Annotated in this window: 31 protein-coding genes; 14 read left to right on the top strand and 17 right to left on the bottom strand. The window is 69.7% G+C overall.

The window, feature by feature from the left end:
• The first annotated feature begins 80 nt into the window (after positions 1–80).
• Positions 81–1,058 carry a dienelactone hydrolase family protein gene (locus V8686_RS00955; protein WP_379701988.1) on the top strand — a complete coding sequence of 326 codons (978 nt, stop codon included), beginning with the start codon at positions 81–83 and terminating at the stop codon, positions 1,056–1,058.
• A 4-nt stretch (positions 1,059–1,062) separates the two neighbouring features.
• Here the strand turns inward: V8686_RS00955 and V8686_RS00950 are convergent, their stop codons facing one another.
• Positions 1,063–1,698 carry an alpha/beta hydrolase gene (locus V8686_RS00950; RefSeq protein ID WP_379701986.1) on the bottom strand — a complete coding sequence of 212 codons (636 nt, stop codon included), beginning with the start codon at positions 1,696–1,698 and terminating at the stop codon, positions 1,063–1,065.
• Positions 1,699–1,885: 187 nt separating this feature from the next.
• On the opposite strand from V8686_RS00950, the gene V8686_RS00945 reads away from it, so the two are divergent.
• The gene (locus tag V8686_RS00945; protein ID WP_379701984.1) at positions 1,886–2,431 is read left to right on the top strand and encodes a DUF1684 domain-containing protein; all 546 of its coding nucleotides are present in this window, start codon (positions 1,886–1,888) and stop codon (positions 2,429–2,431) included.
• Here V8686_RS00945 and V8686_RS00940 read toward each other — a convergent pair.
• The 7 genes from V8686_RS00940 to V8686_RS00910 form a co-directional block, all read right to left on the bottom strand.
• Positions 2,428–2,790, bottom strand: a complete 363-nt coding sequence (locus tag V8686_RS00940; RefSeq protein WP_379701982.1) for a hypothetical protein — start codon at positions 2,788–2,790, stop codon at positions 2,428–2,430. The genes V8686_RS00945 and V8686_RS00940 overlap by 4 nt on opposite strands.
• Before the next feature lie 46 nt (positions 2,791–2,836).
• Complete coding sequence (locus V8686_RS00935; protein WP_379701980.1) at positions 2,837–5,122, bottom strand: PAS domain S-box protein; 2,286 nt, start codon at positions 5,120–5,122, stop codon at positions 2,837–2,839.
• Between the two features lie 64 nt (positions 5,123–5,186).
• Positions 5,187–6,827, bottom strand: coding sequence for a potassium channel family protein (locus tag V8686_RS00930; protein ID WP_379701979.1), 1,641 nt, complete (start codon positions 6,825–6,827; stop codon positions 5,187–5,189).
• Between the two features lie 65 nt (positions 6,828–6,892).
• Positions 6,893–7,201 carry an AzlD family protein gene (locus V8686_RS00925; RefSeq protein ID WP_379701977.1) on the bottom strand — a complete coding sequence of 103 codons (309 nt, stop codon included), beginning with the start codon at positions 7,199–7,201 and terminating at the stop codon, positions 6,893–6,895.
• Positions 7,194–7,928: an AzlC family ABC transporter permease gene (locus V8686_RS00920; RefSeq protein WP_379701975.1), complete on the bottom strand. Its 735-nt coding sequence runs from the start codon at positions 7,926–7,928 to the stop codon at positions 7,194–7,196. Before V8686_RS00920 ends, V8686_RS00925 begins: the two co-directional genes overlap by 8 nt.
• Positions 7,929–8,021: 93 nt before the next feature.
• Positions 8,022–8,363, bottom strand: a complete 342-nt coding sequence (locus V8686_RS00915) for a DUF7347 domain-containing protein (RefSeq protein ID WP_379701973.1) — start codon at positions 8,361–8,363, stop codon at positions 8,022–8,024.
• Between the two features lie 121 nt (positions 8,364–8,484).
• The gene (locus V8686_RS00910; protein ID WP_379701971.1) at positions 8,485–8,766 is read right to left on the bottom strand and encodes an AIM24 family protein; all 282 of its coding nucleotides are present in this window, start codon (positions 8,764–8,766) and stop codon (positions 8,485–8,487) included.
• A gap of 34 nt (positions 8,767–8,800) precedes the next feature.
• Here V8686_RS00910 and V8686_RS00905 point away from each other — a divergent pair, with 34 nt between their 5' ends.
• Entirely contained in the window at positions 8,801–10,006 is a 1,206-nt protein-coding gene (locus V8686_RS00905) for an outer membrane protein assembly factor BamB family protein (RefSeq protein WP_379701969.1), read from the top strand.
• Between the two features lie 41 nt (positions 10,007–10,047).
• Positions 10,048–10,380 (top strand): 2Fe-2S iron-sulfur cluster-binding protein, encoded by a 333-nt coding sequence (locus tag V8686_RS00900; protein WP_379701967.1) that lies wholly within the window; start codon positions 10,048–10,050, stop codon positions 10,378–10,380.
• 89 nt (positions 10,381–10,469) lie between these two features.
• Here the strand turns inward: V8686_RS00900 and V8686_RS00895 are convergent, their stop codons facing one another.
• The gene (locus V8686_RS00895) at positions 10,470–11,531 is read right to left on the bottom strand and encodes an isocitrate/isopropylmalate dehydrogenase family protein (RefSeq protein ID WP_379701965.1); all 1,062 of its coding nucleotides are present in this window, start codon (positions 11,529–11,531) and stop codon (positions 10,470–10,472) included.
• A gap of 91 nt (positions 11,532–11,622) precedes the next feature.
• Entirely contained in the window at positions 11,623–12,771 is a 1,149-nt protein-coding gene (locus V8686_RS00890) for an MBL fold metallo-hydrolase (RefSeq protein WP_379701963.1), read from the bottom strand.
• Positions 12,772–12,816: 45 nt separating this feature from the next.
• Here V8686_RS00890 and V8686_RS00885 point away from each other — a divergent pair, with 45 nt between their 5' ends.
• A complete protein-coding gene (locus tag V8686_RS00885) occupies positions 12,817–13,482 on the top strand; it encodes a rubrerythrin family protein (RefSeq protein ID WP_379701961.1) in 666 nt (221 codons plus the stop codon).
• Positions 13,483–13,570: 88 nt separating this feature from the next.
• On the opposite strand, the gene V8686_RS00880 is transcribed toward V8686_RS00885, so the two are convergent.
• A complete protein-coding gene (locus V8686_RS00880) occupies positions 13,571–14,428 on the bottom strand; it encodes an aldo/keto reductase (RefSeq protein WP_379701959.1) in 858 nt (285 codons plus the stop codon).
• A 175-nt stretch (positions 14,429–14,603) separates the two neighbouring features.
• The gene (locus V8686_RS00875) at positions 14,604–14,894 is read right to left on the bottom strand and encodes a hypothetical protein (protein ID WP_379701957.1); all 291 of its coding nucleotides are present in this window, start codon (positions 14,892–14,894) and stop codon (positions 14,604–14,606) included.
• 110 nt (positions 14,895–15,004) lie between these two features.
• Between V8686_RS00875 and V8686_RS00870 the strand changes: the two genes are divergently transcribed.
• The 6 genes from V8686_RS00870 to V8686_RS00845 all read left to right on the top strand — a co-directional run bounded on the left by V8686_RS00870 (position 15,005) and on the right by V8686_RS00845 (position 20,634).
• On the top strand, positions 15,005–16,411 hold the full coding sequence (locus V8686_RS00870; RefSeq protein WP_379701955.1) for a cryptochrome/photolyase family protein: 1,407 nt from the start codon (positions 15,005–15,007) through the stop codon (positions 16,409–16,411).
• 56 nt (positions 16,412–16,467) lie between these two features.
• Positions 16,468–16,680: a hypothetical protein gene (locus V8686_RS00865; protein ID WP_379701953.1), complete on the top strand. Its 213-nt coding sequence runs from the start codon at positions 16,468–16,470 to the stop codon at positions 16,678–16,680.
• Positions 16,610–16,858, top strand: coding sequence for a plastocyanin/azurin family copper-binding protein (locus V8686_RS00860; protein WP_379706419.1), 249 nt, complete (start codon positions 16,610–16,612; stop codon positions 16,856–16,858). The genes V8686_RS00865 and V8686_RS00860 overlap by 71 nt, the downstream gene beginning before the upstream one ends.
• An 83-nt stretch (positions 16,859–16,941) precedes the next feature.
• Complete coding sequence (locus tag V8686_RS00855; RefSeq protein WP_379701951.1) at positions 16,942–17,574, top strand: DsbA family oxidoreductase; 633 nt, start codon at positions 16,942–16,944, stop codon at positions 17,572–17,574.
• Between the two features lie 43 nt (positions 17,575–17,617).
• A complete protein-coding gene (locus V8686_RS00850) occupies positions 17,618–18,667 on the top strand; it encodes a S1C family serine protease (RefSeq protein WP_379701949.1) in 1,050 nt (349 codons plus the stop codon).
• A gap of 80 nt (positions 18,668–18,747) precedes the next feature.
• The gene (locus tag V8686_RS00845; protein WP_379701947.1) at positions 18,748–20,634 is read left to right on the top strand and encodes a hypothetical protein; all 1,887 of its coding nucleotides are present in this window, start codon (positions 18,748–18,750) and stop codon (positions 20,632–20,634) included.
• Here V8686_RS00845 and V8686_RS00840 read toward each other — a convergent pair whose 3' ends face one another.
• Together V8686_RS00840 and V8686_RS00835 are read right to left on the bottom strand one after the other, a co-directional pair.
• Positions 20,635–20,835, bottom strand: a complete 201-nt coding sequence (locus tag V8686_RS00840; RefSeq protein ID WP_379701945.1) for a hypothetical protein — start codon at positions 20,833–20,835, stop codon at positions 20,635–20,637.
• Positions 20,836–20,909: 74 nt separating this feature from the next.
• A complete protein-coding gene (locus V8686_RS00835; protein ID WP_379701943.1) occupies positions 20,910–21,143 on the bottom strand; it encodes a DUF2249 domain-containing protein in 234 nt (77 codons plus the stop codon).
• 102 nt (positions 21,144–21,245) lie between these two features.
• Between V8686_RS00835 and V8686_RS00830 the strand changes: the two genes are divergently transcribed.
• The 3 genes from V8686_RS00830 (at position 21,246) to V8686_RS00820 (ending at position 23,113) form a co-directional block, all read left to right on the top strand.
• On the top strand, positions 21,246–21,719 hold the full coding sequence (locus V8686_RS00830; RefSeq protein WP_379701941.1) for a molybdopterin-dependent oxidoreductase: 474 nt from the start codon (positions 21,246–21,248) through the stop codon (positions 21,717–21,719).
• Positions 21,720–21,850: 131 nt separating this feature from the next.
• Entirely contained in the window at positions 21,851–22,105 is a 255-nt protein-coding gene (locus tag V8686_RS00825; protein ID WP_379701939.1) for a hypothetical protein, read from the top strand.
• A 129-nt stretch (positions 22,106–22,234) separates the two neighbouring features.
• Positions 22,235–23,113, top strand: coding sequence for a DUF7504 family protein (locus V8686_RS00820; RefSeq protein ID WP_379701937.1), 879 nt, complete (start codon positions 22,235–22,237; stop codon positions 23,111–23,113).
• Here the strand turns inward: V8686_RS00820 and V8686_RS00815 are convergent, their stop codons facing one another.
• The 3 genes from V8686_RS00815 to V8686_RS00805 all read right to left on the bottom strand — a co-directional run bounded on the left by V8686_RS00815 (position 23,114) and on the right by V8686_RS00805 (position 24,847).
• Entirely contained in the window at positions 23,114–23,434 is a 321-nt protein-coding gene (locus V8686_RS00815; RefSeq protein WP_407344260.1) for a HalOD1 output domain-containing protein, read from the bottom strand.
• A gap of 106 nt (positions 23,435–23,540) precedes the next feature.
• Positions 23,541–24,077: a hypothetical protein gene (locus V8686_RS00810; protein WP_379701933.1), complete on the bottom strand. Its 537-nt coding sequence runs from the start codon at positions 24,075–24,077 to the stop codon at positions 23,541–23,543.
• Positions 24,074–24,847, bottom strand: a complete 774-nt coding sequence (locus V8686_RS00805; protein WP_379701931.1) for a nucleotide-binding protein — start codon at positions 24,845–24,847, stop codon at positions 24,074–24,076. The genes V8686_RS00810 and V8686_RS00805 overlap by 4 nt, the downstream gene beginning before the upstream one ends.
• Between the last annotated feature and the right edge of the window lie 11 nt (positions 24,848–24,858).

The following is a 24,858-nucleotide window of genomic DNA, read 5'->3' as shown; positions in this document are numbered from 1 at the left end:
GCTACGTGGCCTGTGGGCATAACTCACACCCTGCCGACCGGCGACACGGTTTTCACTACCCGTTTCTTTCCCAACACGAAATGTCCCGCTCACGGTTCGTCCCCGTCTTCGTCGCCGCGCTGGTGGTCCTGAGCGGTTGCTCGGGCGTGCTCTCCGGCGACGAGACGCCGACGGCGACGCCGACCGACCAGCCCGACCCCACATCGACGCCGACGGCGACGGCCACCGCCGAGGCGTCGTACACGCAAACGCCCCACACCGGCTGTCAGCCCGGTGCCATCGAGAAGAATGGCTCCTGCCAAGCGGTCACGTCCGGCGGTAACGCCGACATCTTCGACGCCGAGAACCTCTCGGCCATCACGAGCACGCGGACGACCATCGACGGCACACCGGGCTACCTCGCCCGACCCGCCGACAACGGCACCTACCCCGCCGTCGTCATGATCCACGAGTGGTGGGGCCTCAACGAGAACATCGAACACATGGCCGACATCCTCGCCGGCCATGGCTACGTCGTCTTCGCGGTGGACCTCTACGACGGTGAAGTCGCCACGAACGCCTCGCGGGCGAGCGAGCTCTCCGGACAGGTGCGTTCGAACCCCGACGTCGCCGTCTCGAAGATGAGCCGTGCCGTCTCGGGGCTTCGCGACGCGTCCTACACCACCGAACGGGTCGCCAGCCTCGGATGGTGTTTCGGCGGCGGTCAGAGCCTCCAGTTGAGCCTGAGCGACGCCGATCTGAACGCGACGGTCGTCTACTACGGCACGCTCACCACCAACGAGTCGACGCTGCGTACCGTCGACGGTCCCGTCCTCGGTATCTTCGGCTCCGAGGATCAGGTGGTCGGCATCGAGAACGTCCGCGAGTTCGACCGGACGCTCGGCGACCTGGGGGTCGAGCGCGAAATCTACGTCTACGAGGGTGCGAGCCACGCCTTCGCCAACCCGAGCGGCGAGAGTTTCCGCCCCAACGACACGCGCGACGCCTGGGCGAAGACCCTGCGGTTCCTCGACGAGAACCTGCGCGACGGCGACGCCGCGGCGTCGCAGGAGCGCTAGCGGCTCACGCCACCAGTGCCGACAGCATCGACGCGACGTGGTCGCGTTCGTCCGCATTGACGGTGTGACCCATCCCCTCGTAGAGCCGTTTCGTCACGTCGGCGTTCAACCGCTCGAACACCGTCGCCGTCTCGTGGACACGCTCCGCGGGAATGTGCGGGTCGACGTCGCTACAGCCGAGAAAGACCGGGGTGCCCTCCAGGTCGCCCGCGTACTCCTCGGGATCGATCCGCTCGCCGATCAGCCCGCCGCTCAGCGCCGCCAGCCCGCCGTACCGGGTCGGGGTGCGGGCGACGAACTCGCTCGCGAGACAGGCACCCTGCGAGAAGCCGAGGAGGAGGAGCCGCTCGGTCGGAATGCCGGCGTCGTTCGCCTCGTCGACGGCGGCGGCGACGGCCTCGAGGCCGGACGAGCGCCCGGGTTCGTTCGACTCGACGGGCGCGGTGAACGGATTCGGGTACCAGGTGTTACGGGCGGCCTGCGGCGCCAGATAGGCCACGCCCGTGGCGTTGAACTCCTCGCCCATCCGGAGGATGCTCCGTGCCGTCGCGCCCCGGCCGTGGACGAGGACGGCGGCGGCGGTGGCGTCGTCCAGCGACGCTCCGGCGGTCCGCAGCGGCTGGCTTCCGTGTGGCTCCATCGTCAGCCTGCCCCCGGACCGTCGCTCGCTACGTCCCGTCTGTCGGTTTGATCGCTCCACATGTTGTCGTCGGACGTAAGAGCGGGGCGGGTATAGGCATTCCCTGTGGTGGCGGATACCAGGTTGTGTCGGTGTCATCGGGACGGCGGGTCGCCGGACTGAAACCCGTCCGCGCGGAACGGATCGTATGACCGACGTCGACGACTACGCCGACCGTCTGCGCGAGAACCGTGCCGAGAAGGACCGAGCCTTCGCGGAGAACCGGACGTCGCCGCTGCCACCCGAGGAGCGCGACGGCTTCGACGGCCTCGACTACTTCGATCCCGACCCGGACTACCGCGTCGAGGCGACGGTGACCGTCCACGACGACCCCGAACCGGTCGACATGGAGACGAGCGACGACCGAACTGTGCGGTACCTGCGGGTCGCCACGCTGACTTTCGACCTGGACGGCGACACCCGAACCCTCTACGCCTATCGACAGGAGGGCGCGGTCGGCGACGACCTGTTCGTCCCCTTCCGCGACAAGACCACCGGCCAACAGACGTATCGCGGCGGCCGTTACATGGAACTCGCCCCGGACCGCGCGCTGACCGACGGCGACCGGATCCCCCTCGATTTCAACCTGGCGTACACGCCGTTCTGTGCGTTCAGCGATGCGTTCTCGTGTCCGCTCCCCCCGGAAGAGAACTGGCTGGCGACGACGGTCCCCGCCGGTGAGCGAGCGCCTTAGGCCGCCAACCCACGGTTCAGCGCCACCGACCCGTCGGCGGCGACGATGGCGTCCAACTGGTTGAACGGCTCCGTTGCCCGGAACTCCCGGGCGAGTCGGGCCTCGCCGTCGAGGCGGACCGTCACCCGGTAGCGGCCGCGCCGCCACGGCGTCTCGCCAACCTCGGCCACGCCGCCGGCGCCGACCGTCACCGTGTTCGCCACGACGAGGCGGTCGTCTCTGGCGACCCACATCGTCACGCGGTGGTCGGTGTCGTCCCGGTTGACCGCGAGGCAGGTGATCGGATCGCCCGGCCCGCCTGTACAGCCGGCGAGGGCGAACGCTCCGGTCATCCCGACGAGCAGTCGACGCCGTCTCACCCTCGTCGATGCGCCCGGTTCGCTGAAAAATCCCGTGGCCGGCCGATCACTCGACGGCCGGCAACTCGACGACGAAGACGGCGCCCTTCGGGTCGTTGTCCTCGACGCGGATGTCGCCGCCGTATCGCTCGACGAGCGTCTCGACCAGATACAGCCCCAGTCCGGTGCCTTCGCTATCGAGTCCCTTCTCGCCCTCCTCGAAGATGGCCTCTTTCCGGTCGTCTGGGATGCCCGGGCCGTTGTCGGCCACCCGGACGGCGACCCGGCCGTCAGTCGCCGTCGCCCCCACCGTCACCTCGCGGACCGCCTCGTCGTTGTGTTCGATGGCGTTCGTGAGCAGGTTCCGGAACACCGACCCGAGCATGTCGTCGGCGCGGACGTCGACGTCCGGGATGGTTCCGTCGGTCGTGAGGACCACGTCCTCGTAGGTCGATCTGATCTCGCCGATCTGCTCGTCGAGGGTGTACCTGAGCCCGATCACTTTCGTCTCGGCGTCGGCCGTGAGCATCACCTCGGCAACGTCGCCGGCCGTCTCGGTGATTTCGACGGCGTTGCGGGCGCTCTTGACCACCCGTTCGACGTGCCCGTTTCGCTCGTCGTCGGCGAACTGGCGCAGCGACTCCGCGTACCCCAGAACTACCTGCAGGTCGTTGCGGATGTCGTGGCGCACCACCTGGTTCAGAATTTCGAGGTTGTCGCGCTGGCGTTCCAGTCGCACCTCGTAACGTCGCCGCTCGGTATTGTCGCGGACGACGCAGATGTACCGCCCGTTCGAGAGCGGACTCAGGGAAAGTTCCTGAGGGAAGTAACTGCCGTCGGCGCGCACCCCCGTGGCCTCTCCCCGCCACTCCCCGCCCTCGGCGACTTTCGGGAGAATCTCCGATTCGAACCGGACTCTCTCTTCGCCCTCGTAGTTCATCCGCCAGGTGTTGCCGAGGAAGACGTCCGGGTCGTCGTAGCCGTAGATGTCCGCGTGGGCCTGGTTGGCGTAGATGTACTCGCCGTCGGCGTTCAGGATCGCCATCCCGTCCATCGACGCCTCCATGGCCTCGGCCTGATCGATCACCTCCCGTGCCCGCTTGCGTTCCGTCATATCGACGTAGAGGGCGTGCGTGCCGACGATATCACCCCGCGTGTTCCGTCGCGGCGTCGCCTGCAACAGCGTCGGCAGTCGGGTGCCCTGCCGCGTCAGGAGCGTCCGCTCGGCGGTGACGAACTCGCCGGCCAGTGCCCGTTCGTAGCCGTCCTGTTCGAGGAGTTCGGCTGCCGCCACCTCGGTGTACACGTCGGTCAGGGGGCGCCCCTGGAGGTCCTCGCGCGACCACCCCACTTTGGCGGCGAACCGCCGATTGCAGTCGTCGATGATCGGCCCGTCGCTCGTGTCCGACGTCAGGGCGATCATCACCGGCGCCTCCGCGAACAGTTCCCGGTACTGAGCCTCGTACCGTTCCCGGATCCGGACGCGGCGGTACGCCTGCGCGATGGTCGCCCCGAGGTCCCGCAACAGCGCGTTCTCCGCGTCGTCGAACGCGCCCGTCCGGTCGGCGTAGACGTTCAACACGCCGTAGAGCGTCCCCTCGTGAACGAGCGGCACGGCAGCACTGGAGCGATACGACCGCTCCACGGCGTCCTCCCGCCACGGTTCGTAACTCGGCGCCGCCGGGATGTCCTGAACGACCTGGAGCGTGCGCGTGGTGACCGCTCGGCCCGTCGGTCCCCGGCCGAGCGAACTGTCGTCGGCCGTGATTTCGACCGCTTCGAGGTAGCCGGCTTCGAGACCCGCGGAGGCTCGCGGTACCACCCGACCGTCCGCTTCGTGATACTCGCCGATCCAGGCAAACGCGTACGGGTTCGTGTCGACGACGGCGTCGCAGACGCCCTGGTCGATGTCCTCGCTCGTCCGAGCTCGGACGAGACTCGATTGAATCCGTCTGACGAGGTGCGCGACTCGCTCCGGTTCCGGGCGCGTCGTCCCGTCGACGGCGGCGTCGACGGCGTCGACGAGGGCTTCGTTCCCGCCGGCGACGTAGTCGGTGACGCCGGCACCGATGGCCTCGCTCGCGAGTTCCTCGGACCCCTCCGAAGGGTGGAGGACGAACGGTAGGGTCGGCTCGGTTTCGCGAATCCGCGACAGGAGCGTGAGTCCGTCCTCGTCCGGCAGCCGGTAGGCCGACACGACGCAGTCGGCCGGCCACGTCGTCACCAGTTCGAGCGCTTCGTCGGCCGTCGTCGCCGAACGCACTTCGAACCGGTCGACCGCCTCCGCGAGGCGGTCGGCTACCGCCGTTCGCTCGCCCCCCTCGACGGACACCACACGCCCTCGACTCGGCATACCCGTCGAAGCGTAGCGTTCTCCATTGAATCTGTCGCTGCCCGGACTGCACGGCTGCGAGCGGTCAGGCGCCGAACTCCCGTTCGAACCGGGTGGTCGCCTCGTCGGTGCCGGCGATGATCACCTCGTCGTCCGCCGCGAACGTGAACGTCTCGGGGTCGAACTCCGTGATCGTCTCCCCGCCCCTGACGACGGCGACGACGGTACAGCCCGTGACCGACCGCACGTCCGCCGTGGCGAGGGTGGTCCCGGCCAGGTCGCCCGCGGGGAGACGGACGACGCTGACCTGCTTGTCGTAGGCCAACACCTCCTCGTCCTCGAACACCGTCGAAGCCAGCATCCGCCCGCTGACCGTCGCCAGCGACTGGACGTAGTCCCCGCCCGCCCGGTACAGTTTCTGGACGTCCGCCTCCTCGTTCGCCCGCACGACGATGTGGAGGTCCGGATTCAGCTCGCGCGCGATGAGCGTCACGAAGATGGCCGTCGTGTCGTCGCCGACGGTGACGATCAGCGCCGCGGCCTCCTCGATCCGTGCCTCGGTGAGGACGTCCGGGTCGCGTGCGTCCCCGACGATGTCGACCGCCGCCTCCTCGTTCTCGATGTCGAGGACGGTCAACCGCGAGCGCGACTCCGAGAGCGCCGCCACGGCGGCCCGTCCGGAGTCGCCGTACCCCGCGAGGACGATGCGCTGTGGGCCGAACTCCCGGACGGTCGCCACCGTGGCGTCTTCCAGTCGCGCCACCTGCGCGGGTTCGCCGGCGACGAGGAGACGCGTGCCCGCGACGAGGGTCCGCTCGGGGGAGACGGGCGTCTCGAAGTCGCTGTCGAACCACGCCCCGATCACGTTGACGCCGAACCGCTCGCGCAACCCCGCCTCGGCGAACGTCCGCCCGGCGACGTCGCTCTCCCCAGCGACCGTCAGCTCGACGAGTTCGAAGTCGTCGCCGATGGGGATGCCGGCGCCCACGTCGGTCGTGACGGCCGTGGGGACCTGTTCGGCCAGACTCGCGCCCAGCAACTGCCGGGGGGAGAGAACGTCGTCCGCGCCGGCCGCGCGGTGATAACGAGCGAGTGACGCGTCGTCGACCAGCGTGATCACCCGCACCTCCGGGGCCGTATCGCGCGCCGAGAGGGCGATACTCGCGTTGGTGTCGTCGGCCGCGTCGGCGACGAGCGCCCGCGCACTGTCCAGGCAGGCAGCCTCGAGCGTCTCCGTCGACTCCGGATCGCCGTGGATGACCCGATACCCCGCCTCGTGGAGGTTACTCGCCGCCTCGCCGCCGGATTCGACGAGCACGTACTCCCGGTCCCGGGCGTCGAGTTCCGTGATGAACGCGTCCGTCCGCGAGGTGTGTTCACAGATGATGACGTGGTCGGTGACGCCGTCGACCGACTCGGGGGCCGTCGGGGTGAGCGCCTCGCGAAGCCACGGCACCGCGAACACGTCGACTGCGGTGAGGATGAGCCCGATTCCCGCGAGTTGCATCGTGATCACGAGGAGGTTCATCTGGAGGGTGTCCCACCCGGCGTCCTCGCCGTACCCCGTCGTGGTGAAACTCTGCACGACGACTTCCAGGGAGCGATACACGGGCTGTGGCCGCCCCTCCCAGACGGCCATCCCGACGTTGTAGGCGGCAGTGAACAACACCGTCGTGGCGACGACCAACCCGAGATAGTAGCCGGCACGGCGGCTTCGAATCGCCATGGGCACCCCTACACCCCATCCGTATTTAGGACCACGGGAGCGAGCGGTCGCCCGGTCGCACCAGTCTACACTGCCGTGCGCAGGAGGAGGACCGCACCGACGCCACAGAGCAGCGAGAGGAGGATGTTCCCGCTCCGCCACATCACGACCACGACGACGGTGCCCGCGCCCCACTCGGCCGGGCCGGCGTCGATCAGTTCGGGGGCGAGGATGGAGACGATGATCGCTCCGGGCAGCAGTTCGAGACCGGTCTCGACCCGTTCCGGCACCTCGACACGCCCCAGCAGCCACAGGCCACCCGCTTTCGTCGCGTAGGTCACGGCGCTCATCGCCAGGATGACCCCGGCGACGAACGGGTCGACGGGACTAGCCATCGACGCGGATCACCCCGACGAGGCTCCCGGCGACGCCGCCGAGGAGGATGTACCACCGGCCGGGAAGGTACTGCGCACTCGGGACGGCGACGGTCAGGGCCGCCAGCCACGGGAGCAGGCTCGACCGGCCCTCCCAGAGGCCGACGGCGATAGCGAGGAAGACGGCGGTGAGCACGAAATCTAGCCCGTACCGCGCCGGGTCGCCGATCAGGCCACCGGCGACGGCGCCGACCACGGTGGCGAGGACCCAGGCCGACCAGATGGCGAGGCCGCTGCCGAGGAGGTACGCGCCCTGTCGGCCCCCCGACTTGAACTGCCCCATCGTGAGCGCCCAGTTTTCGTCCGCGATGAAGAAGACGCTCCCGTAGGCTTTCGCGGGGGAGAGCCGCCCGAACCACGGGCGCAGCGCCGCCCCCATCAGCACGTATCGGAGGTTGACGACGAACGTCGTCCCGACGACTGCCACGACTGGGATCGGCGTCTCCCACAGTTCCATCGCGAGCAACTGCGCCGCCCCCGCGAGGACGGTGGCGCTCATGAGGGCCGCCTCGGCGACGCGCAACCCGGCACGTCTGGCCAGCATCCCGAAGACGACGCCGTAGCCGGCGACGCCGACTGCAACCGGCACGCACTCGACGAATCCGTCCCGGACGCCGGCGGCCGAGAAACGCACCGCCGACCCGTCCGTTGCCGGGGACCGTGGCGAGTCGGCCGCGTCGGCCGTCATCGGTTCCTCGTCACCTGCCGCTCGGAGTGTCGCACCATCACTCCTACCCCACGACCAGTACCGGGCTAAATCCTCGGAGAACGCGCCTTCCCCTCACCGGGCGAACTCGTCGGCGAGGGCACGTTCCACGAGTTCCGCGCCGCGTCGAGTCAGGTAGTACTCCCCGTCGACGCTCCGCACGAGGCCGTCGAGCCGACGCAGGTGGTAGTTGAACCGCCCCTTGTCTTCGACGGACGTCGCCTCCCGGAGCGCCGTGTACGACATGGGCGTCGACCGCTCGTGGAGGGTGGCGAGAACCGCCAGTCGGGTCGGATCGGCGAGCACCTCGAAGACGTCGGTGGCGGCCCCCAGATCCGACGGGTCGACTGCGGCGGGGTCGGCGTCTCGCTCGTCGCGCGGTCCGTCCTCGGCACACAGCCAGGTCGGGATGGCCATCGTCGACAGGGAGTAGGCCCCGTCGGTGCATATATCCGGGTGTCTTCCCGGCGTCGACGCGCCGCCTCCGGCCCGCCGAGAGCCGCCGTGCGGGGTCCGGACATCCCGAGTGTCGCCACGGCTAGGGGTGTTGCTCACCTTCCTCGTAGGGTTGGACGACGGCGAAGCCCTCCGATCCGGCGAACTCCATCTGGACGCCTTCGCCGGAGGTCCGGCCGATTTCGAACACCTTGTTCGTCGCGAAGGAGGGCGAGCGGCCGGTGCTCCACGCAACGGTGACGTCCGGGTCCGGAACGACCGTTGGCGCCATCACCAGCGGGTCACCGTGCGTCGGGATGGCGCCCTGATCCGCGTCGGGAGTCTCGCGCTCGCCTCGTCGACGCCGGGCTGTACCCGTCCCCACCAGTCTTTTCGGTCGACGTGCTGACTCTCCCCCGATGACGGTCCCTACGACTCGACGTGCCCTCCTCCTGCACACCGGCGGACTGGCGACGCTCACCGGCTGTGCCGCCCTGGAACGCGGCGGTACGTTCCCGGCGGGCGACTGGCCGCAAGTCGCGAAGAACGCGGCGAACACCGCCCACGCGCCCGAGGGGCGCGTCCCGGCGACGCTCTCCGAGGCGTGGGACCGCTCGCTGCCGGGGTGGCCCTACACCTCCCCCGTCGTCGGCGACGGGCGGGCGTTCGTCGCGAGCGCCGACACGCTCCTCGGCGTCGACGCCGGCACCGGCGAGGGGGCCCTCGCGGCGTCCCTGCCGCACGAACCCGGCGGGACGCCCGCCTACGATCCGGACGCGGGGACGGTGTACGTCCCGACGTACGACCGAACGAGAGCACGGGAGGGGGCGTTCGTCCACGCGTTCGCGACGCCGAGCGCCCGCGAGCGATGGTCGCTCCGGGTCGGCGACCGGGCCGTCTACGCCGTCACCGTCCGCGACGGCACCGGCTACGTCCGGACGGGCGACGCAGTCGTCGCCTTCGCTGCGGGCGAGGAGCGGTGGCGGTATCCCGGTCTCGACCGCCTCGCGTACCCCGAGTTCAACCTCCCCGACGACCCCACCGTCACCGGCACCGTCGCGCCCGCCGTGACGGCGGACGCGGTGTACGCCCCGACGAACGGCGGCGTCGTCGCCCTCGACCGCGACACCGGAACGCGGCGGTGGACCGCAGACGTGGCCCACGCCGTCGCCGTCTCCGTCGACGCACGGCGGGTGTACGTCCAGGGCTACACCGAACTCCGGGCGTTCGCCCACGACGGCACACCACGGTGGACCCGCGATGACGTCGGCGGCCTCTCCGCGCCGACGCTGGCAGCGGGAGCGGCCTACGCCAAGAACGGCGACACCCTCCACGAACTCGACCCGGTGACCGGCGAGACCCGCTGGTCGTTCGACCTGCGGACGACCATCCTCTCTGCCCCGTCGCCGGTGCTCACCGACGCCGTCGTCGTCCCGAGTCACCGCACCGTCGCCGTCCGTCGCGGCGCCGGACTGGGGCCGACCCTGCTCGGCCGGGGCCGTGTATCGACCGCGTTCGATCCAGCGTCGTTCGTCGCGCCCGCCGTCGGCGCGGGCCACCTACTCCTGATCGACCCGTTCGAGCGTCGACTCGTCGCCCTCGCCGGCACCAACGGTGGGATGTGAGCCGTGCCAACGTATTCCGCTCTCCGGCCCGTAGCGGACGCATGCCTACCGTCCGGTTCCGTGATCGAGAACTCGAGTGCGAGGCGGGGGCGATTCTGCGCGACGTGCTCCGCGACGCCGGCGTCACGCCGCACAACGGTCTCGCGGACACGCTGAACTGCGGCGGCCTCGGCACCTGCGGTACCTGTGCCGTCGCCGTCGAGGGGCCGGTGAGCGAGCGAGACGCTCGGGAGCGCCGCCGCCTCTCGTTCCCGCCCCACGACCCCGACGACGGGCTACGCCTCGCCTGTCGGACCCGCGTCCGGGGTGATCTCACCGTGACCAAACAGCCGGGGTTCTGGGGACAGTACGCCGAGACGGCCGGCGACGACTAGTCGACTTATACGGACCGTTGTACGTCAGTTCCGGCCGGCCGTCGCCCCCGTGGTCGGCGACGGCCGGTACCCGGGGACGACAGTCCGTCTCACTCGACCAGGCGGTCGGTCAGGTCGTCGGTGACAGCGACGGTCGTCGCCGACCCACCGATGTCGGCCGTTCGCGGCGCGTCCGGGTCGGCCAACTGCGCGGCGACGGCGTCGTGGAGCGCCGACGCGATGGCCTCCTCGCCGAGGTGCTCGAACATGAGTTCGCCCGAGAGTACCGTCGCCAGCGGGTTGGCGATACCCTCGCCCATGATGTCGAATGCGCTGCCGTGGACGGGTTCGAACATGGAGGGGTAGGTTCCTTTGGGGTTGATGTTCGTCGACGGCGCGAGACCGAGGCTCCCGCTGATGATGCCGCCGATGTCGGTGAGGATGTCGCCGAAGAGGTTCGAGGCGACCACCACGTCGAACTCGTCGGGGCGGCGGACGAAGTCCATGCTCGCGGCGTCGACCAGCAGACGTTCGACGTCCACGTCGGGATACTCCGCGCTCACTTCCTCGACGATGTCGTCCCAGAACACCATGCTGTGGGCCTGGGCGTTCGACTTCGTGACGTTCGTCAGCTTCCCGCTCCGCTCGCTCGCTGCCTCGAAGGCCGGGCGAACGACCGCCTCGGTCGCCTCGCGGGTGAACACCGACGCCTGCACCGCCACCTCGTTCTCGAAGCCACGGTGCTCCCGTCCGCCCACGTCCGCGTACTCGCCTTCCGTGTTCTGTCGATAGACCACGAAGTCGATGTCGCCGCCGCTGTACCCCCTCAGCGGGCTGTCGACGCCCTCGAACAGGTACGAGGGTCGCTTGCAGACGTGCTGGTCGAACCCCTTGGTGATCGGCAGTCGAAGCCCACGGAGCGTGATGTGGTCCGGGACGTCGGGGTGACCGACGGCACCGAGGAGGATGGCGTCGAAGCTCTCCAACTGGTCGAGGCCGTCGTCGGGCATGAGCGCCCCCTCGTCCAGGTAGCGCTCGCTCCCCCAGTCGAACCACGTCGTCTCCACGTCGACGCCGTGGGTCGCTGCGGTGTCGACCAGCAGCGGTTCGACCGCTTCCACTACCTCGTTCCCGATGCCGTCGCCGGGAATGACCGCGATGTCGTAGGACATGGGCGTGAGTGTCCGGGCGCGATCATAAAGGGTCCGGAGGCGCGCCGGCGTCCACAGACGGCCTGTCGAATCGGTTGCTCCGTTGGCCTCCTCACCCGGCCGCGCAGTTGTTCGGCCCGAGTTCGAGTTCGAACGCCTCGTCGTCGTCCGCCGACACCTCGCCGCGGTTGATGGCGACGATGCGTTCGGCGTTCGCCGGCTCCGCGCCGACGTGGGTGACGTGGTCGACGAACGTGTCTTCGTCCATCCCGAAGACGGCCAGTCGGTCGCGCAGGTCGCCGAGACGGGCGACGACCGGGTCGTCGCCGACGCCGGCGTCCGTGTGCCCGGGCGCGACCCGTGTGTCGTCGGGGAACCGCGCGAGCCGCTCGGTGAGCGTCGTGTACAGGTCCCGCGCCTGCGTCTCGGGATCGGCGCCCTCCTGCAGGTCGGGGCGGGCGACGCCGTCGACGAAGAGGCTGTCACCGGTGAGGAGGACGTCGCCGGACTCGCTTCCGACCCGAAACCCGGTCATGCCGGTCGTGTGACCGGGGAGAGCGACCGCATCGACCGCCGTTCCGCCCACGTCGAGGGTGTCGCCGTCGGCCACCGTCTCGAAGGCCGCGGCGTCGGCGACACCGCGGTCGACCGCCCCCTGGGGCAGAACGGGGGTCGCCGCCGTCGGAGCCGCGAGCGCCCGCACGCCGCTCACGTGGTCGGCGTGGACGTGCGTGTCCACGGCGTAGATTAGGTCCACGCCCAGGTCGGCGGCGTCGGTCCGGTAGCGGCCGGCGAACGCGCGCAACGGGTCGAATACGGCCATCTCCTCCCCGGCGACGACGGCGTAGCCGAGACAGCCGCTCGCGGGCCGGCGGTACTGGTACACCGTCGCGTCGCCGTCCGCGACGACCGTCCGGTCGAACAGCCGTGCCCACGCATCCATGCCGCCGGCCAGGTTCTCGGCTTCGACGCCCGCCGCGACGAGTCGCTCGGCAACCTCGGCGCTCGCCTCGCCGTGCGGGCAGACGACGATCACCGGCTCCGCCACGTCGTCCGGCAGGAGGTCGGTCACGTCGCCGGTGACGCCCGCGGCGACGAACTTCATGTAGGGAACGTGGTGGTGAGTGATCGACGGCGCCTCGATCCGCCAGCGATCCACCTCCGCCCGGTTTCGCACGTCGAGGAGCGTCACCGGGTCGCCCGCGGCGAGTCGTCGCCGCAGCGCCGCCGGCGTCAGCTCCCCTGCAGTGTGGGCTGTCATCGCCTCACCTACGCTCCCGACGGCGTTAAGGGTGGGGTCAGGATAATGATCCTCGCTCCCCTATCGGTGGCCATGGACGGCGACACGCTGGTCGAGACGGTGACCGGGGACAGGGCGACCGAACTCGACCGACTGGGTTCCGAGAAGTCACTGGTGGCGACGACGGCGGCCCGACTCGACCGGGCGTCGGTACTCGCCGCGGCCGACGCCGCCGAGCGTCGCGCCGCCGAGACGTTCGCGGCCTGGGCGGCCGACGAGTCCGACGACGCCGCCCGCGCGGCGTTCGAGCGCGTCGCGGCCCAAGAGCGCGACCACGCCGAGCGGGTGGCCGACCTGCTAGACGGGGACGCTGCCGTCGACGACCCGGCGCCCGACGCCCTGCACGAGTACCTCCGTGGCCTCGATTCGACGCCCGAGCGGGTGGCGGCGGGACTCGTCGCGCGCCCACTGGTGAGCGACCGCTCGCTGTTGCAGGTGGTGAACTTCTTCGTCAACGAGGCCGAGGAGACGGCGGCCGACGTCTTCCGCGACTTTCGCTCGGAGACGCGTGCCCTCGTCGACGACGGGGCCGCCCTCCTCGATACCTGCTGTGACGACGACGACGACTGGAATCGGGCGCTCGACGCGGCCGACCGCGCCATCGCCGTCGCCTACGCGGAGTACGAGGAGCGCCTGACGGAGATGGGCGTCGACCCCAAACCGGTCTGCTGACGCCGCGGGTCCGGATTCGGCCCTTCCCCGAGTGCTGCGATCCGGTGATCCCGGCGGACCGCCCCGGGTGGCGTGTCCGTGCCGACGGTCACACCGGCAGTCGAGAGCGGGCGAACCCCGCGAGCGCTCGTAGTTTCGACGGCTGCCGGATTCGCTCCATCTCCGCGTCGGTCAGTTCGAAGTCGAACACGTCGAGGTTGGCCCGGAGGTGGTCGCGGGTCGTCGCCTTGGGCACGGCACTGACTCCCTCGTGCTGGATGGCCCATCGAATCGCGACTTGTGCGGCCGTCTTCCCGTACGCCCGCCCGACCGCCTGGAGGGCATCGTCGCGGAGGACGCCGCCGTGACAGAGCGGGCTGTACGCCGTCAGCAACACGTCGTGGCGCCGGCAGTACGACAGGTGGTTGCGCTGATCCCAGTAGGGGTTGAACTGCACCTGATTCGTGAAGATGGGCACGTCCGCGAGCGACCGCGCCTCGTCCAGTAGGCGGACGTCGAAGTTCGAGACGCCGACGTAGCGGACCCGGCCGTCCGCGACCAGGTCGGCCATCGCGGCGAGCGTCTCGGAGAGCGGGGTGGCCCCGGGCAGGGACACCGGCGAGAACGGCGGTTTGGCGTTCGGCCAGTGGATCAGGAGGAGGTCGAGATAGTCAGTGTCGAGACGTCGGAGGCTCTCGTCGACGGAGCGGTGGACCGCCTCCCGACTCCGGTTCCCACCGCCGAGTTTCGTCGTCAGGAAGACGTCCTCGCGGTCGACCGAACTCGTCCGAATCGCGGTCCCGACCTGCCGCTCGTTGCCGTAGGCCTGGGCGGTGTCGACGTGTCGGTATCCGAGTTCGAGCGCCGCCTCGACGGCCCGGCGACAGTCGCCACCGCGTAGGCGCCACGTGCCGAGACCGACCGCCGGCACGTCGACGCCGCGCACGGTCACGGTATCGTCAGTCATATGGTCACACGGTACCGCGGACGCCTAAGCGTGACGCCCGGCCGGTCGGGGATTCGTGTCGTTGGCGGCCGACGTTCGGCCGTGACGACGCATCCCCGGCGACGCGGGGATGGCCGTCGCTACGGCGGACTGTCGGGCGATGGCGAGCGCCGTCGATACGGAGTGAGCCGGGCCGTTACTCGTCGCCGGCCGACGCCGCGTAGATCCGAACTTCCTCGGAAGTGATCGTCACCGGGTGATCGTAGAGCGTGAGGGTCGTCCGGATCGGTGTCGCCCGGGACTCCTCGTGGAGGTCACGCAGGGCGTCTACGTTCACCATCTCGTGGAACGGCGTCTCCCGTTCCATCACGTCGATGCCGACACGGCCGAACGCCTGCGCGATGGCCATCTCCAGGGTCTCGTCGTCATCGCGGTCGTACGCTGCGAGTTCCCGTCCGTCTGCGAGGTCCTGCGACTGCGTGCTCACTGAAAGGTCTCCGTTACTCGATTGATCGACCGAACGCGTATGAACGTCTCGGTTTCTCGACCCGTTCGGACGGATCGAGCGTTTATGCCGGCCCGCTCCTACGTCCGGGTATGCGCATCCACTGGCACCGGACGGACCTCAGGCCGTCCGACAATTTGCCCCTGGTCACCGGCGAGGACGACCCGATCCTGCCGGTGTACGTCTTCGACTCCCGGGTACTCGCCCACGCCGCGCCGCCGCGGGTTGCGTTCGTCCGCGACAGCCTCACCACCCTCCGGGAGTGGTACCGCGCCCGCGAGAGCGACCTGCTGGTCGTGCGCGGCGAGGCGACCGAGGAGATTCCACGACTGGCCGACGAGTACGACGCCGACACGGTGTCGTGGGCCGAGGCCTACTCCGGTCTGGGCCGCCGGCGCGACGACCGGGTCACGGCCCGCCTCGCCGACGCGTCCGTCGAGACCCGGACCGTCCACGACCACCTCCACCACGAACCCGGGTCCATCACGACCAACGACGGCGACCCCTACTCGGTTTACAGCTACTTCTGGAAGAAGTGGCGCGACCGGGAGAAGGCCTCGTCGGTGGCCGCACCGGGGGCGGCCCGCCTCGCCGACCCCGGCGTCGAGACGCCCATCCCCACGCTCGACGACCTGGGATTCGACGACCCGGAGGCGACGATTCCGTCCGGCGGATACGAGGAAGCCCGCCACCGCCTCAACGACTTCTGCTCGGGGCCGATCTACGGGTACAAGGAGGCACGCGACCGGCCGGCCGCGGACGCCACCTCCGGACTCTCCCCACATCTGACCCACGGCACCGTCGGCGTCCGGACGGTCCACGACCGGGTGGTGCGCGCCCGCGAGGCGGCGCCCGACGAGACGGCCCGCGAGGCCGTCGAGACGTTCCGCGGCGAACTCGCCTGGCGGGAGTTCTACCACCACGTCCTCCACTTCAACCCCCGCGTCGTCACGGAGAACTACCGCGAGTACGAAAACGACATCGCGTGGCGCGACGACCCGGCGGCCCTGCAGACCTGGAAGGACGGCGAGACGGGCTACCCAATCGTCGACGCCGGGATGCGCCAGTTGCGCGCCGAGGCGTACGTGCACAACCGCGTGCGGATGATCGTCGCCTCGTTCCTGACGAAGGACCTCCTGATCGACTGGCGCGAGGGGTACGACTGGTTCCGGCAGAAACTCGCCGACCACAACCCCGCGAACGATAACGGCGGGTGGCAGTGGGCCGCCTCGACGGGCACCGACGCCCAACCCTACTTCCGCATCTTCAACCCGATGACCCAGGGGGAGCGTCACGACCCCGACGCCGAGTACATCCGCGAGTACGTCCCCGAACTCCGGGGGGTGGACGCCGACTTGATCCACGACTGGCACGACCTGTCGCCCACGCAGCGCCGGCGGACGGCACCGGAGTATCCCGCCCCCATCGTCGACCACAGCGAGCGACGGGAGCAGGCGCTGACGATGTTCGAACGGGCGCGCGGCGAGGCCGACGACTGATCCGGAGGGGCGTCGTCCCCCGCCCTTTTTGTCCCGGGGCGCGACGGCACGCACCGATGACCAGCGACGACGACCCGACGGTGCCGATCATCTGTTCGGCCTGTGAGACGACGACGCGGGTACCGCTGCCGGAGGTCGCCGAGGCGGTCGAGCGACACAACGAGAGCGTCCACGACGGCGAGTCGATAGCGGAGGTCGATCCCGCCGTCGTCGACCGTCTCGCCGACCTGGTCGCCGACGACATGGGACTGCTCGACGACCCCGAGTGATACTGTCGGCTGTACCCGTTCCCAGATATTCGCCGCCCCGGGTGGCGCCTTCGAGAGCCAACTCTCCGCCGAAGAAGGGTTCACCTTCGAACGCACGTTCTCGTCGACGGATACCTACACGTACGTCTGCACGCCTCACCGCACGCTGGGGATGAAGGGAGCCGTCGTCGTGGAGTGAGGCCGCCCGAACCGCGTGGGCGTGCGCTCGGCAGCCACAGCCGAGTCACACTCTTTTACCCGGCGTCGCTACTAGACGGACACATGAGCGACACGCAGGCCCGCGAACGCATCACGGTCTACTCCGACTACGTCTGTCCCTTCTGCTACCTGGGGCGGCAGTCGCTGGCGCGGTATCAGGACGAACGCGACGACCCGCTGGAAATCGACTGGCGACCCTTCGACCTCCGCGCGGGGAAGCGCGACCCGGACGGCGACATCGACCACGCCGTCGACGACGGGAAAGACGACGACTACTACGAACAGGCCCGCGAGAACGTCCGGCGCCTCCGCGAGCAGTACGACGCCGAGATGGCGCAGGAAATCGCGACGGACGTGGACTCCCGCTCCGCCCAGGTCGTCTCCTACCACGTGAGGGAGACCGAACCCTACGAAACGTGGCTGGCCTTCGACGAGGCCGTCTTCGAGGCGCTGTGGGTCGACGGCCGTGATATCGGCGACGCCGGGGTTCTCGAAGACTGCGCCGAGGCCGCGGGGCTCGACCCGGCGGCCGTCGCGGACGCGTTGGACGACGACGCCCTCTTCGCGCGGGTCGACGACCTGTTCGAGACGGCCCAGCGCCAGGGAATCACCGGCGTGCCGACGTTCGCGTACGACGGCCACGCGGCGCGCGGCGCGGTGCCGCCCGAACACCTGCGGCGGCTGGTCGAGAAGTAACCGATCCCAACCTACTTTCGGCCGTACTCCCCAGAGTCGTACGATGACCGAGGGAGACACGAGTCGACGGCGATTTCTCCAGGCGAGCGGACTCGCGCTGGCCGCGGGACTCGCCGGCTGTGGGGCGTCGGCACCGACGGCCGAGGATACCGAGGATTCGACGGCATCCAGCCCGTACACCCGGGTCTACCGCGAGACCATCGACTCGGTCCTCCTGGTCCAGACGGACGCGGGGAGCGGCACGGGGTGGGTCTACGACGAGAGCCACGTCGTCACGAACGCCCACGTCGTCGGCGAGGCGACGGCGGTGGACCTCCGGACGAGCGAGGGGCGGTGGCACGAGGGTGAGGTCGTCGGTAGCGATCCGAACAGCGACCTGGCGGTCGTCACCGTCGAGAGCCTGCCCGACGCGGCGTCGCCGCTCGCTCTGGCCGATGAACCGGCGGTCATCGGCCAGGAGGTGGTCGCCATCGGCAACCCCTTCGACCTCGACGGCTCGGTCACGACGGGGGTCGTCAGCGGCACCGACCGCTCGATTCCCGCGCCGACCGGGTTCAGCATCCCCGACGCCATCCAGACCGACGCGGCGGTCAACCCGGGCAACAGCGGCGGGCCGCTCACGGCCCTCGACGGACGCGTCGTCGCCGTCATCAACTCCGGCGGCGGCGACAACATCGCCTTCGGCATCTCGGCGGCGCTCGCCCGGCGGGTGTTGCCCGCGCTGATCGAGACCGGCTCGTTCGACCACTCCTTCCTCGGCGTCGCGCTGACGCCCGTCACGCCGACCCTCGCCGAGGCGAACGACCTCGAGGAACCGCGCGGGTTGCTCGTCGTCGACGTGGCCCCCGACGGACCCTCAGACGGGGTCTTGCAGCCGAGCGAACCGGAAGTCGTCGACGGCGAAGCGACGCCCGTCGGCGGCGACGTGTTGCTGGCAATCGACGGGACGACCACGAACACGACCGAGGCGCTCGGCAGTTACCTCGCTCTGGAGACGCGACCCGGCGACACCGTCTCGCTCACCGTCCACCGCGACGGGAGCGAACGGACCGTCGAGGTGGAACTCGGAACGCTGCCGAACAGTCCGTCCTGACGATCCGGCTTCCTCCGCTGATAATTGGGCCGCACCACTCATAAGCCGCGCCGTCCACGTCTCCGACCGAGAACGGTCCCATGGAGCATCGCACAGTCGTCCTCGTCGTGGTGCTGGTCGTCGGTGCCGGAGTCGCGTCGCTGGGCGGATCGGCCGCCGCGCAGTCCGGCGAGGTCCCGGACGTGAGCGTCACCGTCGACGGATCGCCGCTCGCCCTCGGCGAAGTCCACCACACGTCGGCCGACCCGTGGCTGAGCGTGACGGCGACGGCGCCCGAAGGGGAGACGGTCCGACTGGTAGAGATCAGGGTTGACGGTGAGACCAGACACGTCTTCGAGCCGTCGACCCGGACGGTCGAGCGCAACGTCGTCCTCGACCTGCGGAACGGCGACCACCGGATCGCGGTGGTGGCCAAGGCCGGCGGCGTCAAGACCTACTCGGCCACCGTCGTTCGGGACGACCGCGCGCCGTCGATTACGTTCGCACCGCCGCTCCGTGGCGGTCCACTCGGATACGAGACGGAGACGTTGGATCGACTCGACACCGAGACGCCGCTGTTCGTCGTGGACGAGACGCCCACGGCCACCGTTACGGACGCGATCCCGACACTGACCGTCTCCAACTCCACGCTGACCGTGGCGGGCACTATCGACGACCACTCCGAGATACGTGCCGTCCGGATCGAACACGCCTACGAGTACGCCGACGTCGGCGGGCGGTCGGCCGACGACGGCGAGGAGTTCGTCTACGACCCCGTCGGCACGGCGCCGATCCACCCCGATCTGCCAATCCCGACCGACGGCGTCGACGACGACGCCAACCCCGAACGACTCGACCGGCACTTCCTGCCGTCGCCCGGCGAGTCGTTCAACGAGACGCTGACGCTCGCGCTCGGCGAGAACTACCTTCGGATCGCCGCCGAGGACGTCCTCGGGAACGTCGCCGTCTACCACGTCGTCGTCACCGTCGACGACGGCACGTCCCCGACGGTGAACGTGACGGACGTCCGCTACGTCTCACCGACGCGACTTCGGATCGAGGGAACGGTCAGCGACGAGGGACAGGTTCACGACGTCTGGGTCGAGGAGCGGGTGCTGTCGCTCGACGACGTGGCGACCGACGTCGATGTCGAGAGCCTCGAGGGGGCGAACCTCTGTGACGCGACCACCGAACTGGAGATCGACGACGAGGAGCAACTCTGTACGGTGTACGACGAGGCGACCGTCCAGGTGCGGGAGGAGACGAACTCCCTCGTCGTCAGACACCGCCTCGTGTATCGCCAGCCGACGGTGCCCGACGCCGACCGGAAACGTGTCGGCTTCGACACGACGGTGTACCACCCGGCCGGGGAGGACGAGGTCGTGATCGGTGCGAACGACACCGCGCTCAACGAGCAACTCGAGAGCTATTCGCTGTCGGCCTTTCTCGCCCCGAACGTGACCATCGCCGACAGCGGAACGGGGTACGTCGAGGGACGGAGCCGAACCGTCTCGGTGCGTGGCCGGATCACGGGCGGCCAGCTCGGGGACGCGAGCGTCGAGACGCTCGATCCGGTCAGTGGCCGGGTGGTCGACATTCGACCGGTCGACATCGGCCCCGACGGCGCGTTCGCCACTCGACTCGACGGCGTCAGCGACGAGACGCGCGTCCGGGTTCGGGTCCGCGACGCACGAGGCGTCGAGTATCTGAACTCGACGACGGTGGTCGCGCCGGCCGAGGACCCCGCGCCGCCACCCGACGAGAGCGATCCGACGCCCCGACCCACCTCGACGCCGGCCGAGGGCGACGGTGTGGCGCCGACCGACGGACTTCGGATTCCGTTCCTGGGGATCGTCCTCCCGGTGCCCGGCCCGCTCGGCGCGAGTGTCTCGCTCCCGCTTCCCGTCGTCGGCCCGGTCGACGTCCCGCTGGCACCGGTGGGACTGCTGGCTCTGATCGTCGGCGCCGTCGCGATCCGGCGGCGGTGATTACCGCCGCGGGAACCGAGTGAGACCGACGCCGAGCAGACACGCCGCGAGCAGCGAGCCGCCGCCGACGGTCGCCTGCAACGGTAGCGCGGAGACTACCCCCACGGCGATGCCGCCGAAGAGGGCGACACCCATCGCCGCGAGCAGGTAATCGACGCCCCGGGGCATCGACGGCGTCGACCGACCGATCGAATCGTTCATGCCGGTAATTACATCTAATTACAGCCCGGTGTATCTTTCGCCTCGGACCGCCGCCCCGGGGCCACTCCGTGGCGTTACGCCTGCTTCGGCAGTTTCGCCACGAACTCGTCCGATCCCCTTCGCTCGCTACGGTAGTTCTCGGCGTCGAACCCGTCGCGTTCGGCCTCGAACTCGTAGAACAGGGGTTTCGGATCGTGGTCGTTGACGATGGTCAGCGTCTCGCCGGGTTCCAGGTCGTCGAACGCGGCGTGAATCTTCGGGTGGCGTTCGCTCGGCGGCATCTCGCGCAAGTCGAGTCGTCGAGCCATACCCCCCGTTCGCCCGCCCGGGGGGAGTCGGTTGGCCCGAACACGTTCGGGCCGAACGTCCGCGAGCGAAGGGCTAAGCCCGTGGACGGCCTGCACGCGCCCATGCCGCATTCGGAGCCCCCAACCGAGGCCGACCCGGGCCGCTGGACCGTGACCGTCGACGGCGCCGTCGCGACGCCGCTTTCGGTCCCCGCTACCGACCTCGCGGCCGGCGCGTCGATGCGGTCCTCGACGGCCTGCGAGGGGGAGACGGAGCCGAGACGGCGATGGCGTGGCGTCCGCGTCGGGACCGTCCTCGATCGGGCCGACCCGACTCCCGACGCGACGCACGGACTCGTCCACACCACGGATCCCGAGTACGCCTGCGGATTCGACCTCGAACGCCTCTACGAGGCGCTCCTCGCGACCCACCTCGACGGCGACCCGATCCCCCGGGAGCGGGGCGGCCCGGTACGCCTCCTGGTCGCCGACGCCGACTGCTGGGAGCGGGTGAAGTGGGTCACCCGCATCGACGTGTTGGAGGGGCCGCCCGGCGACGCCGACACCGCCCGGGACCGGGTCCCCGCCGACGACTGATACGGACGGTCGTCGGCTATCGCCGGTGGGTCGCCGCGATACGCCGGCGTCCCACCGGTGAGCCGTTACGACGGCCCGACGACGGCGCCGGGGACCGCCAACCACTTGCCCGCGAGGCGTCTGCCGACGATATGGTCGGCTCTCGGACTGCGACGGCCGTCGTCGGCCTCGTCGCGAGCATCGCCGTGAGCGTCCTCGCGTGGTACTACTTCGATACGCTACTCGTCTTCTTGCTCCTGCCGTTCGTACCCGTGCTGTTCCGCCGTCGTGGTGAGGAGCCGCCGGTCAAGGAGTGTCCCGCCTGTGGGTTCCACACCCGGGACCCGGCGGTCGACTACTGTCCGCGGGACGGGACGGCACTCGACCGGCGCGGTGACGGCGCCTGACCCCGCGCCGTCGACCGCATCTTTATACTCCCCTCGTGTCAATAGGGATTTGACAGCGTTATGGGGGGATCGAACAGCGGTACGTCGAGTGGGAGGCGTCCTGTCGAGCGGTCGGCTGCGACGCTTCTCTTGGAACGGAACGTCGAGGACGACGTCGGGGACCGGTTCGGTACGAAGGCCGACGCTACCGAGATACTGGTGGTGTCGGCGGAGCGGTCCGTGATGGACGTCGTGGACGACTGGCGAGCGAGTCGGGGGACGCTCCCGGCGACGTTCGGACTGATCACGTTCGGGGAGTTCGGCCGGTCGGCCGCTCGGGAGACGACGGCCGACGGTCCGTCCCGCCAATCGCTCCCGGGTCGGGACGTCACGGTGACCGCGATGTCGGACCCCGGGAATCTGCGACGACTCGGGACGGCGGCCACGCTCTACCTCGACGATTGGGCGGACTCCGACCGGGAGACGGTCGTCTACGTCGACGCCCTCGATCCGTTCATCGAGGCCAACGGCGTGGAGTCGACGTTCCAGTTCCTCCACCTGCTGGTCCAGACGGTGACCCAACTCGGCGCCACGCTCGCGGTCCGTGCCGACCCGTCGCGGATCGACGAGCGGACGATCAACACGCTCCAGCCCCTGTTCGATGCGGTTACGGACCCTGGCCCGGCTGACGGCGGGACGACGCCGCCCGCCCTCGACACCGATACGATCCACGAACTGCTTCGCAACCCCCGCCGGCGGTTCGTCCTGCGCTCGCTGTTCCAGGACGAATCGGTGGGGCTGGCGACCCTGGCAGAGCGGCTGGCGCGGCGGGAGAGCAGCTCCGAGCCCCCGACCGACGACGACCAACGCCGTGCGTTCACGGCGCTGGCGTCGGTACACGTCCCGCGGCTGGCGGAGGCCGGGCTAGTCGTGTTCGACCGTTCCGACGAGCGGGTCTCTCTCTCGGACGCCGCACGCGGTGCCGAGCGCCTCGAAGGATACTTGAACGGCTCGTTCGACGACCGCTGACTACGGATTCGGGTCGACGCGAATCTCACCGTCGCCCTCGACGGTCACCAGACATCCCGCGAACTCGAACGTGAGTGTCCCGCCCGATCTGGCCGTGTCGTCGTGTTTGTGACTGAAGAGGCGATTCAGTGCATCCGGCTGGACGACGTCGTTGAGGTTCACGTCCGTCGGCTCCTTCCCCGTCGCCTCGAGCACCGCGTGAACGACGGTGACGCTCAGTTCGATGTCACTGGTCTCGTGGTAGTTGACGGTGTACGTGCCGGTCTCCGGGTCGTACTCCGCCACGGCGTCCGAATCGTGCGAGTTTCCCTGCATGGTCATACGCCTGTCGCTACCGACATTTTGGTCAGCCAATAATAAAGATGTGTGTGTTTCTGGCGCCCCGGATGGCGAAGCTAGCTCGTTCAATCAGTTGACATTATTCGCCTCAGTCGTCGAGGGCGTCGGTCAGTCCCCACTCCTCGGCGCGGGTACGGGCCTCCTCGCGGGCCCGCTCTCGGATCGCCTCGATTCCCTCCTCGTCGTCGAGGAAGGCCGCTACGGCGTCCGGGTCGTCGTTGCCGAGTCGGTCGTCGGGGGCCGCCTCCCGCGTCCGCGTAACGAGGTCACGGTCGTCGGTCAGCCGGTCCGCCGGCAGTCCCGGTGGGACCCGGAGGTCGTCGGCCTCGTGAGCCTCGGCCAGGGCCGCGGGGTCGAGTTCGTACAGGTCGACGCTGTAGGGGCCGGGTCCCGCCACGTCGTCGAGGGCGTCCGCGCCGCCCCGGTCGGTGTCGGTGCAGTAGGCGAGGGTCGGCACGCCAGCCTCGAACGTGACGACGCCGCGGGTGTCGTCGCCGAGCAGGACGGCGTCCTGTGGTTCGAACACGGCATAGCCCGTGAGACGTCGGTCGAGCGCCGCCGACAGCGTCGTCCCCGGGTCGTCGACGACGCGCGACCGGAGCAAGTCGCCGCGTGGAATCCTCATACCTCGTCCGGGACGACGGCGCTCCGGAAGCGGTCGGCCACGTCACCGCTCGCCCCGTCGCGCACCTCGAGTCGCCTCGCCGCCTCGCGGAACGCCGCCGCCGCGGGCGCGTCCGGGGCGTGTGCCAGCAACGGTTCGCCCGCCGTACGGGCTGCACGGGCGGCGTCGCTCTCCGGGATCACCCCAAGCGTCTCGCCGCCGAAATACTCCTCGGCCCGTTCGACGACCCGGTCGACGCCCTCGTCGTCCCGGACGCGGTTGAACAGCGTCCCCGCCGTCTCCGTGCCGTAGGAGCGTGCGTACTCCTGTACCTTCAGTCCGTCCGAGAGTGCCGGAATCGTCGGCTGGAGGACGACCACCGTCCGGTCGGCGAGGACGACGGGCAGGACGGCGCTCTTCGAGCCGAGCGCCGCCGGCGAGTCCAGGAGGAGCACGTCGGTGTCGGCGGCTAGCTCCGCCACCACGTCCCGAAGACGTTCGGGGTCGGCCGCCTCGAACGCGGCCAGACTCGTCCCGCAGGGAACGACTCGCATCCCGAAGCGTTCGTACACCGCGTCAGAGACGGCGGTCCCGTCGCCCGCAACCAGCAGGTCGTGGAGCGTCACCGGCGCGTCGTCGAGGCCGGCGTGAAAGAGCAGGTTCGCCATCCCCGTGTCCGCGTCGACGACGGTCACGTCGTGGTCCTCGGCGAGCGCCATGCCGAGGGCGAGCGTACTCGTCGTCTTCCCCGTCCCGCCCTTGCCGCTCGCCACGGCGAACGCCTCGACCATCGGCGGTGGGT

This window comes from Haloplanus litoreus (assembly GCF_045690335.1).
Classification (GTDB): domain Archaea; phylum Halobacteriota; class Halobacteria; order Halobacteriales; family Haloferacaceae; genus Haloplanus; species Haloplanus litoreus.
Note: the sequence above shows the minus strand (reverse complement) of the source record. Positions and strands in the feature narration are given on the sequence as shown.

Bases quoted from the DNA above. Each gene is read 5' to 3' on its own strand.
- V8686_RS00955 (WP_379701988.1), top strand. From the start codon at position 81: ATGTCCCGCTCACGGTTCGTCCCCGTCTTCGTCGCCGCGCTGGTGGTC.
- V8686_RS00950 (WP_379701986.1), bottom strand. From the start codon at position 1,698: ATGGAGCCACACGGAAGCCAGCCGCTGCGGACCGCCGGAGCGTCGCTG.
- V8686_RS00945 (WP_379701984.1), top strand. From the start codon at position 1,886: ATGACCGACGTCGACGACTACGCCGACCGTCTGCGCGAGAACCGTGCC.
- V8686_RS00935 (WP_379701980.1), bottom strand. From the start codon at position 5,122: ATGCCGAGTCGAGGGCGTGTGGTGTCCGTCGAGGGGGGCGAGCGAACG.
- V8686_RS00930 (WP_379701979.1), bottom strand. From the start codon at position 6,827: ATGGCGATTCGAAGCCGCCGTGCCGGCTACTATCTCGGGTTGGTCGTC.
- V8686_RS00925 (WP_379701977.1), bottom strand. From the start codon at position 7,201: ATGGCTAGTCCCGTCGACCCGTTCGTCGCCGGGGTCATCCTGGCGATG.
- V8686_RS00920 (WP_379701975.1), bottom strand. From the start codon at position 7,928: ATGACGGCCGACGCGGCCGACTCGCCACGGTCCCCGGCAACGGACGGG.
- V8686_RS00915 (WP_379701973.1), bottom strand. From the start codon at position 8,363: ATGGCCATCCCGACCTGGCTGTGTGCCGAGGACGGACCGCGCGACGAG.
- V8686_RS00905 (WP_379701969.1), top strand. From the start codon at position 8,801: ATGACGGTCCCTACGACTCGACGTGCCCTCCTCCTGCACACCGGCGGA.
- V8686_RS00900 (WP_379701967.1), top strand. From the start codon at position 10,048: ATGCCTACCGTCCGGTTCCGTGATCGAGAACTCGAGTGCGAGGCGGGG.
- V8686_RS00895 (WP_379701965.1), bottom strand. From the start codon at position 11,531: ATGTCCTACGACATCGCGGTCATTCCCGGCGACGGCATCGGGAACGAG.
- V8686_RS00890 (WP_379701963.1), bottom strand. From the start codon at position 12,771: ATGACAGCCCACACTGCAGGGGAGCTGACGCCGGCGGCGCTGCGGCGA.
- V8686_RS00885 (WP_379701961.1), top strand. From the start codon at position 12,817: ATGATCCTCGCTCCCCTATCGGTGGCCATGGACGGCGACACGCTGGTC.
- V8686_RS00880 (WP_379701959.1), bottom strand. From the start codon at position 14,428: ATGACTGACGATACCGTGACCGTGCGCGGCGTCGACGTGCCGGCGGTC.
- V8686_RS00870 (WP_379701955.1), top strand. From the start codon at position 15,005: ATGCGCATCCACTGGCACCGGACGGACCTCAGGCCGTCCGACAATTTG.
- V8686_RS00865 (WP_379701953.1), top strand. From the start codon at position 16,468: ATGACCAGCGACGACGACCCGACGGTGCCGATCATCTGTTCGGCCTGT.
- V8686_RS00855 (WP_379701951.1), top strand. From the start codon at position 16,942: ATGAGCGACACGCAGGCCCGCGAACGCATCACGGTCTACTCCGACTAC.
- V8686_RS00850 (WP_379701949.1), top strand. From the start codon at position 17,618: ATGACCGAGGGAGACACGAGTCGACGGCGATTTCTCCAGGCGAGCGGA.
- V8686_RS00845 (WP_379701947.1), top strand. From the start codon at position 18,748: ATGGAGCATCGCACAGTCGTCCTCGTCGTGGTGCTGGTCGTCGGTGCC.
- V8686_RS00840 (WP_379701945.1), bottom strand. From the start codon at position 20,835: ATGAACGATTCGATCGGTCGGTCGACGCCGTCGATGCCCCGGGGCGTC.
- V8686_RS00835 (WP_379701943.1), bottom strand. From the start codon at position 21,143: ATGGCTCGACGACTCGACTTGCGCGAGATGCCGCCGAGCGAACGCCAC.
- V8686_RS00830 (WP_379701941.1), top strand. From the start codon at position 21,246: ATGCCGCATTCGGAGCCCCCAACCGAGGCCGACCCGGGCCGCTGGACC.
- V8686_RS00825 (WP_379701939.1), top strand. From the start codon at position 21,851: ATGGTCGGCTCTCGGACTGCGACGGCCGTCGTCGGCCTCGTCGCGAGC.
- V8686_RS00815 (WP_407344260.1), bottom strand. From the start codon at position 23,434: ATGACCATGCAGGGAAACTCGCACGATTCGGACGCCGTGGCGGAGTAC.
- V8686_RS00810 (WP_379701933.1), bottom strand. From the start codon at position 24,077: ATGAGGATTCCACGCGGCGACTTGCTCCGGTCGCGCGTCGTCGACGAC.
- V8686_RS00805 (WP_379701931.1), bottom strand. From the start codon at position 24,847: ATGGTCGAGGCGTTCGCCGTGGCGAGCGGCAAGGGCGGGACGGGGAAG.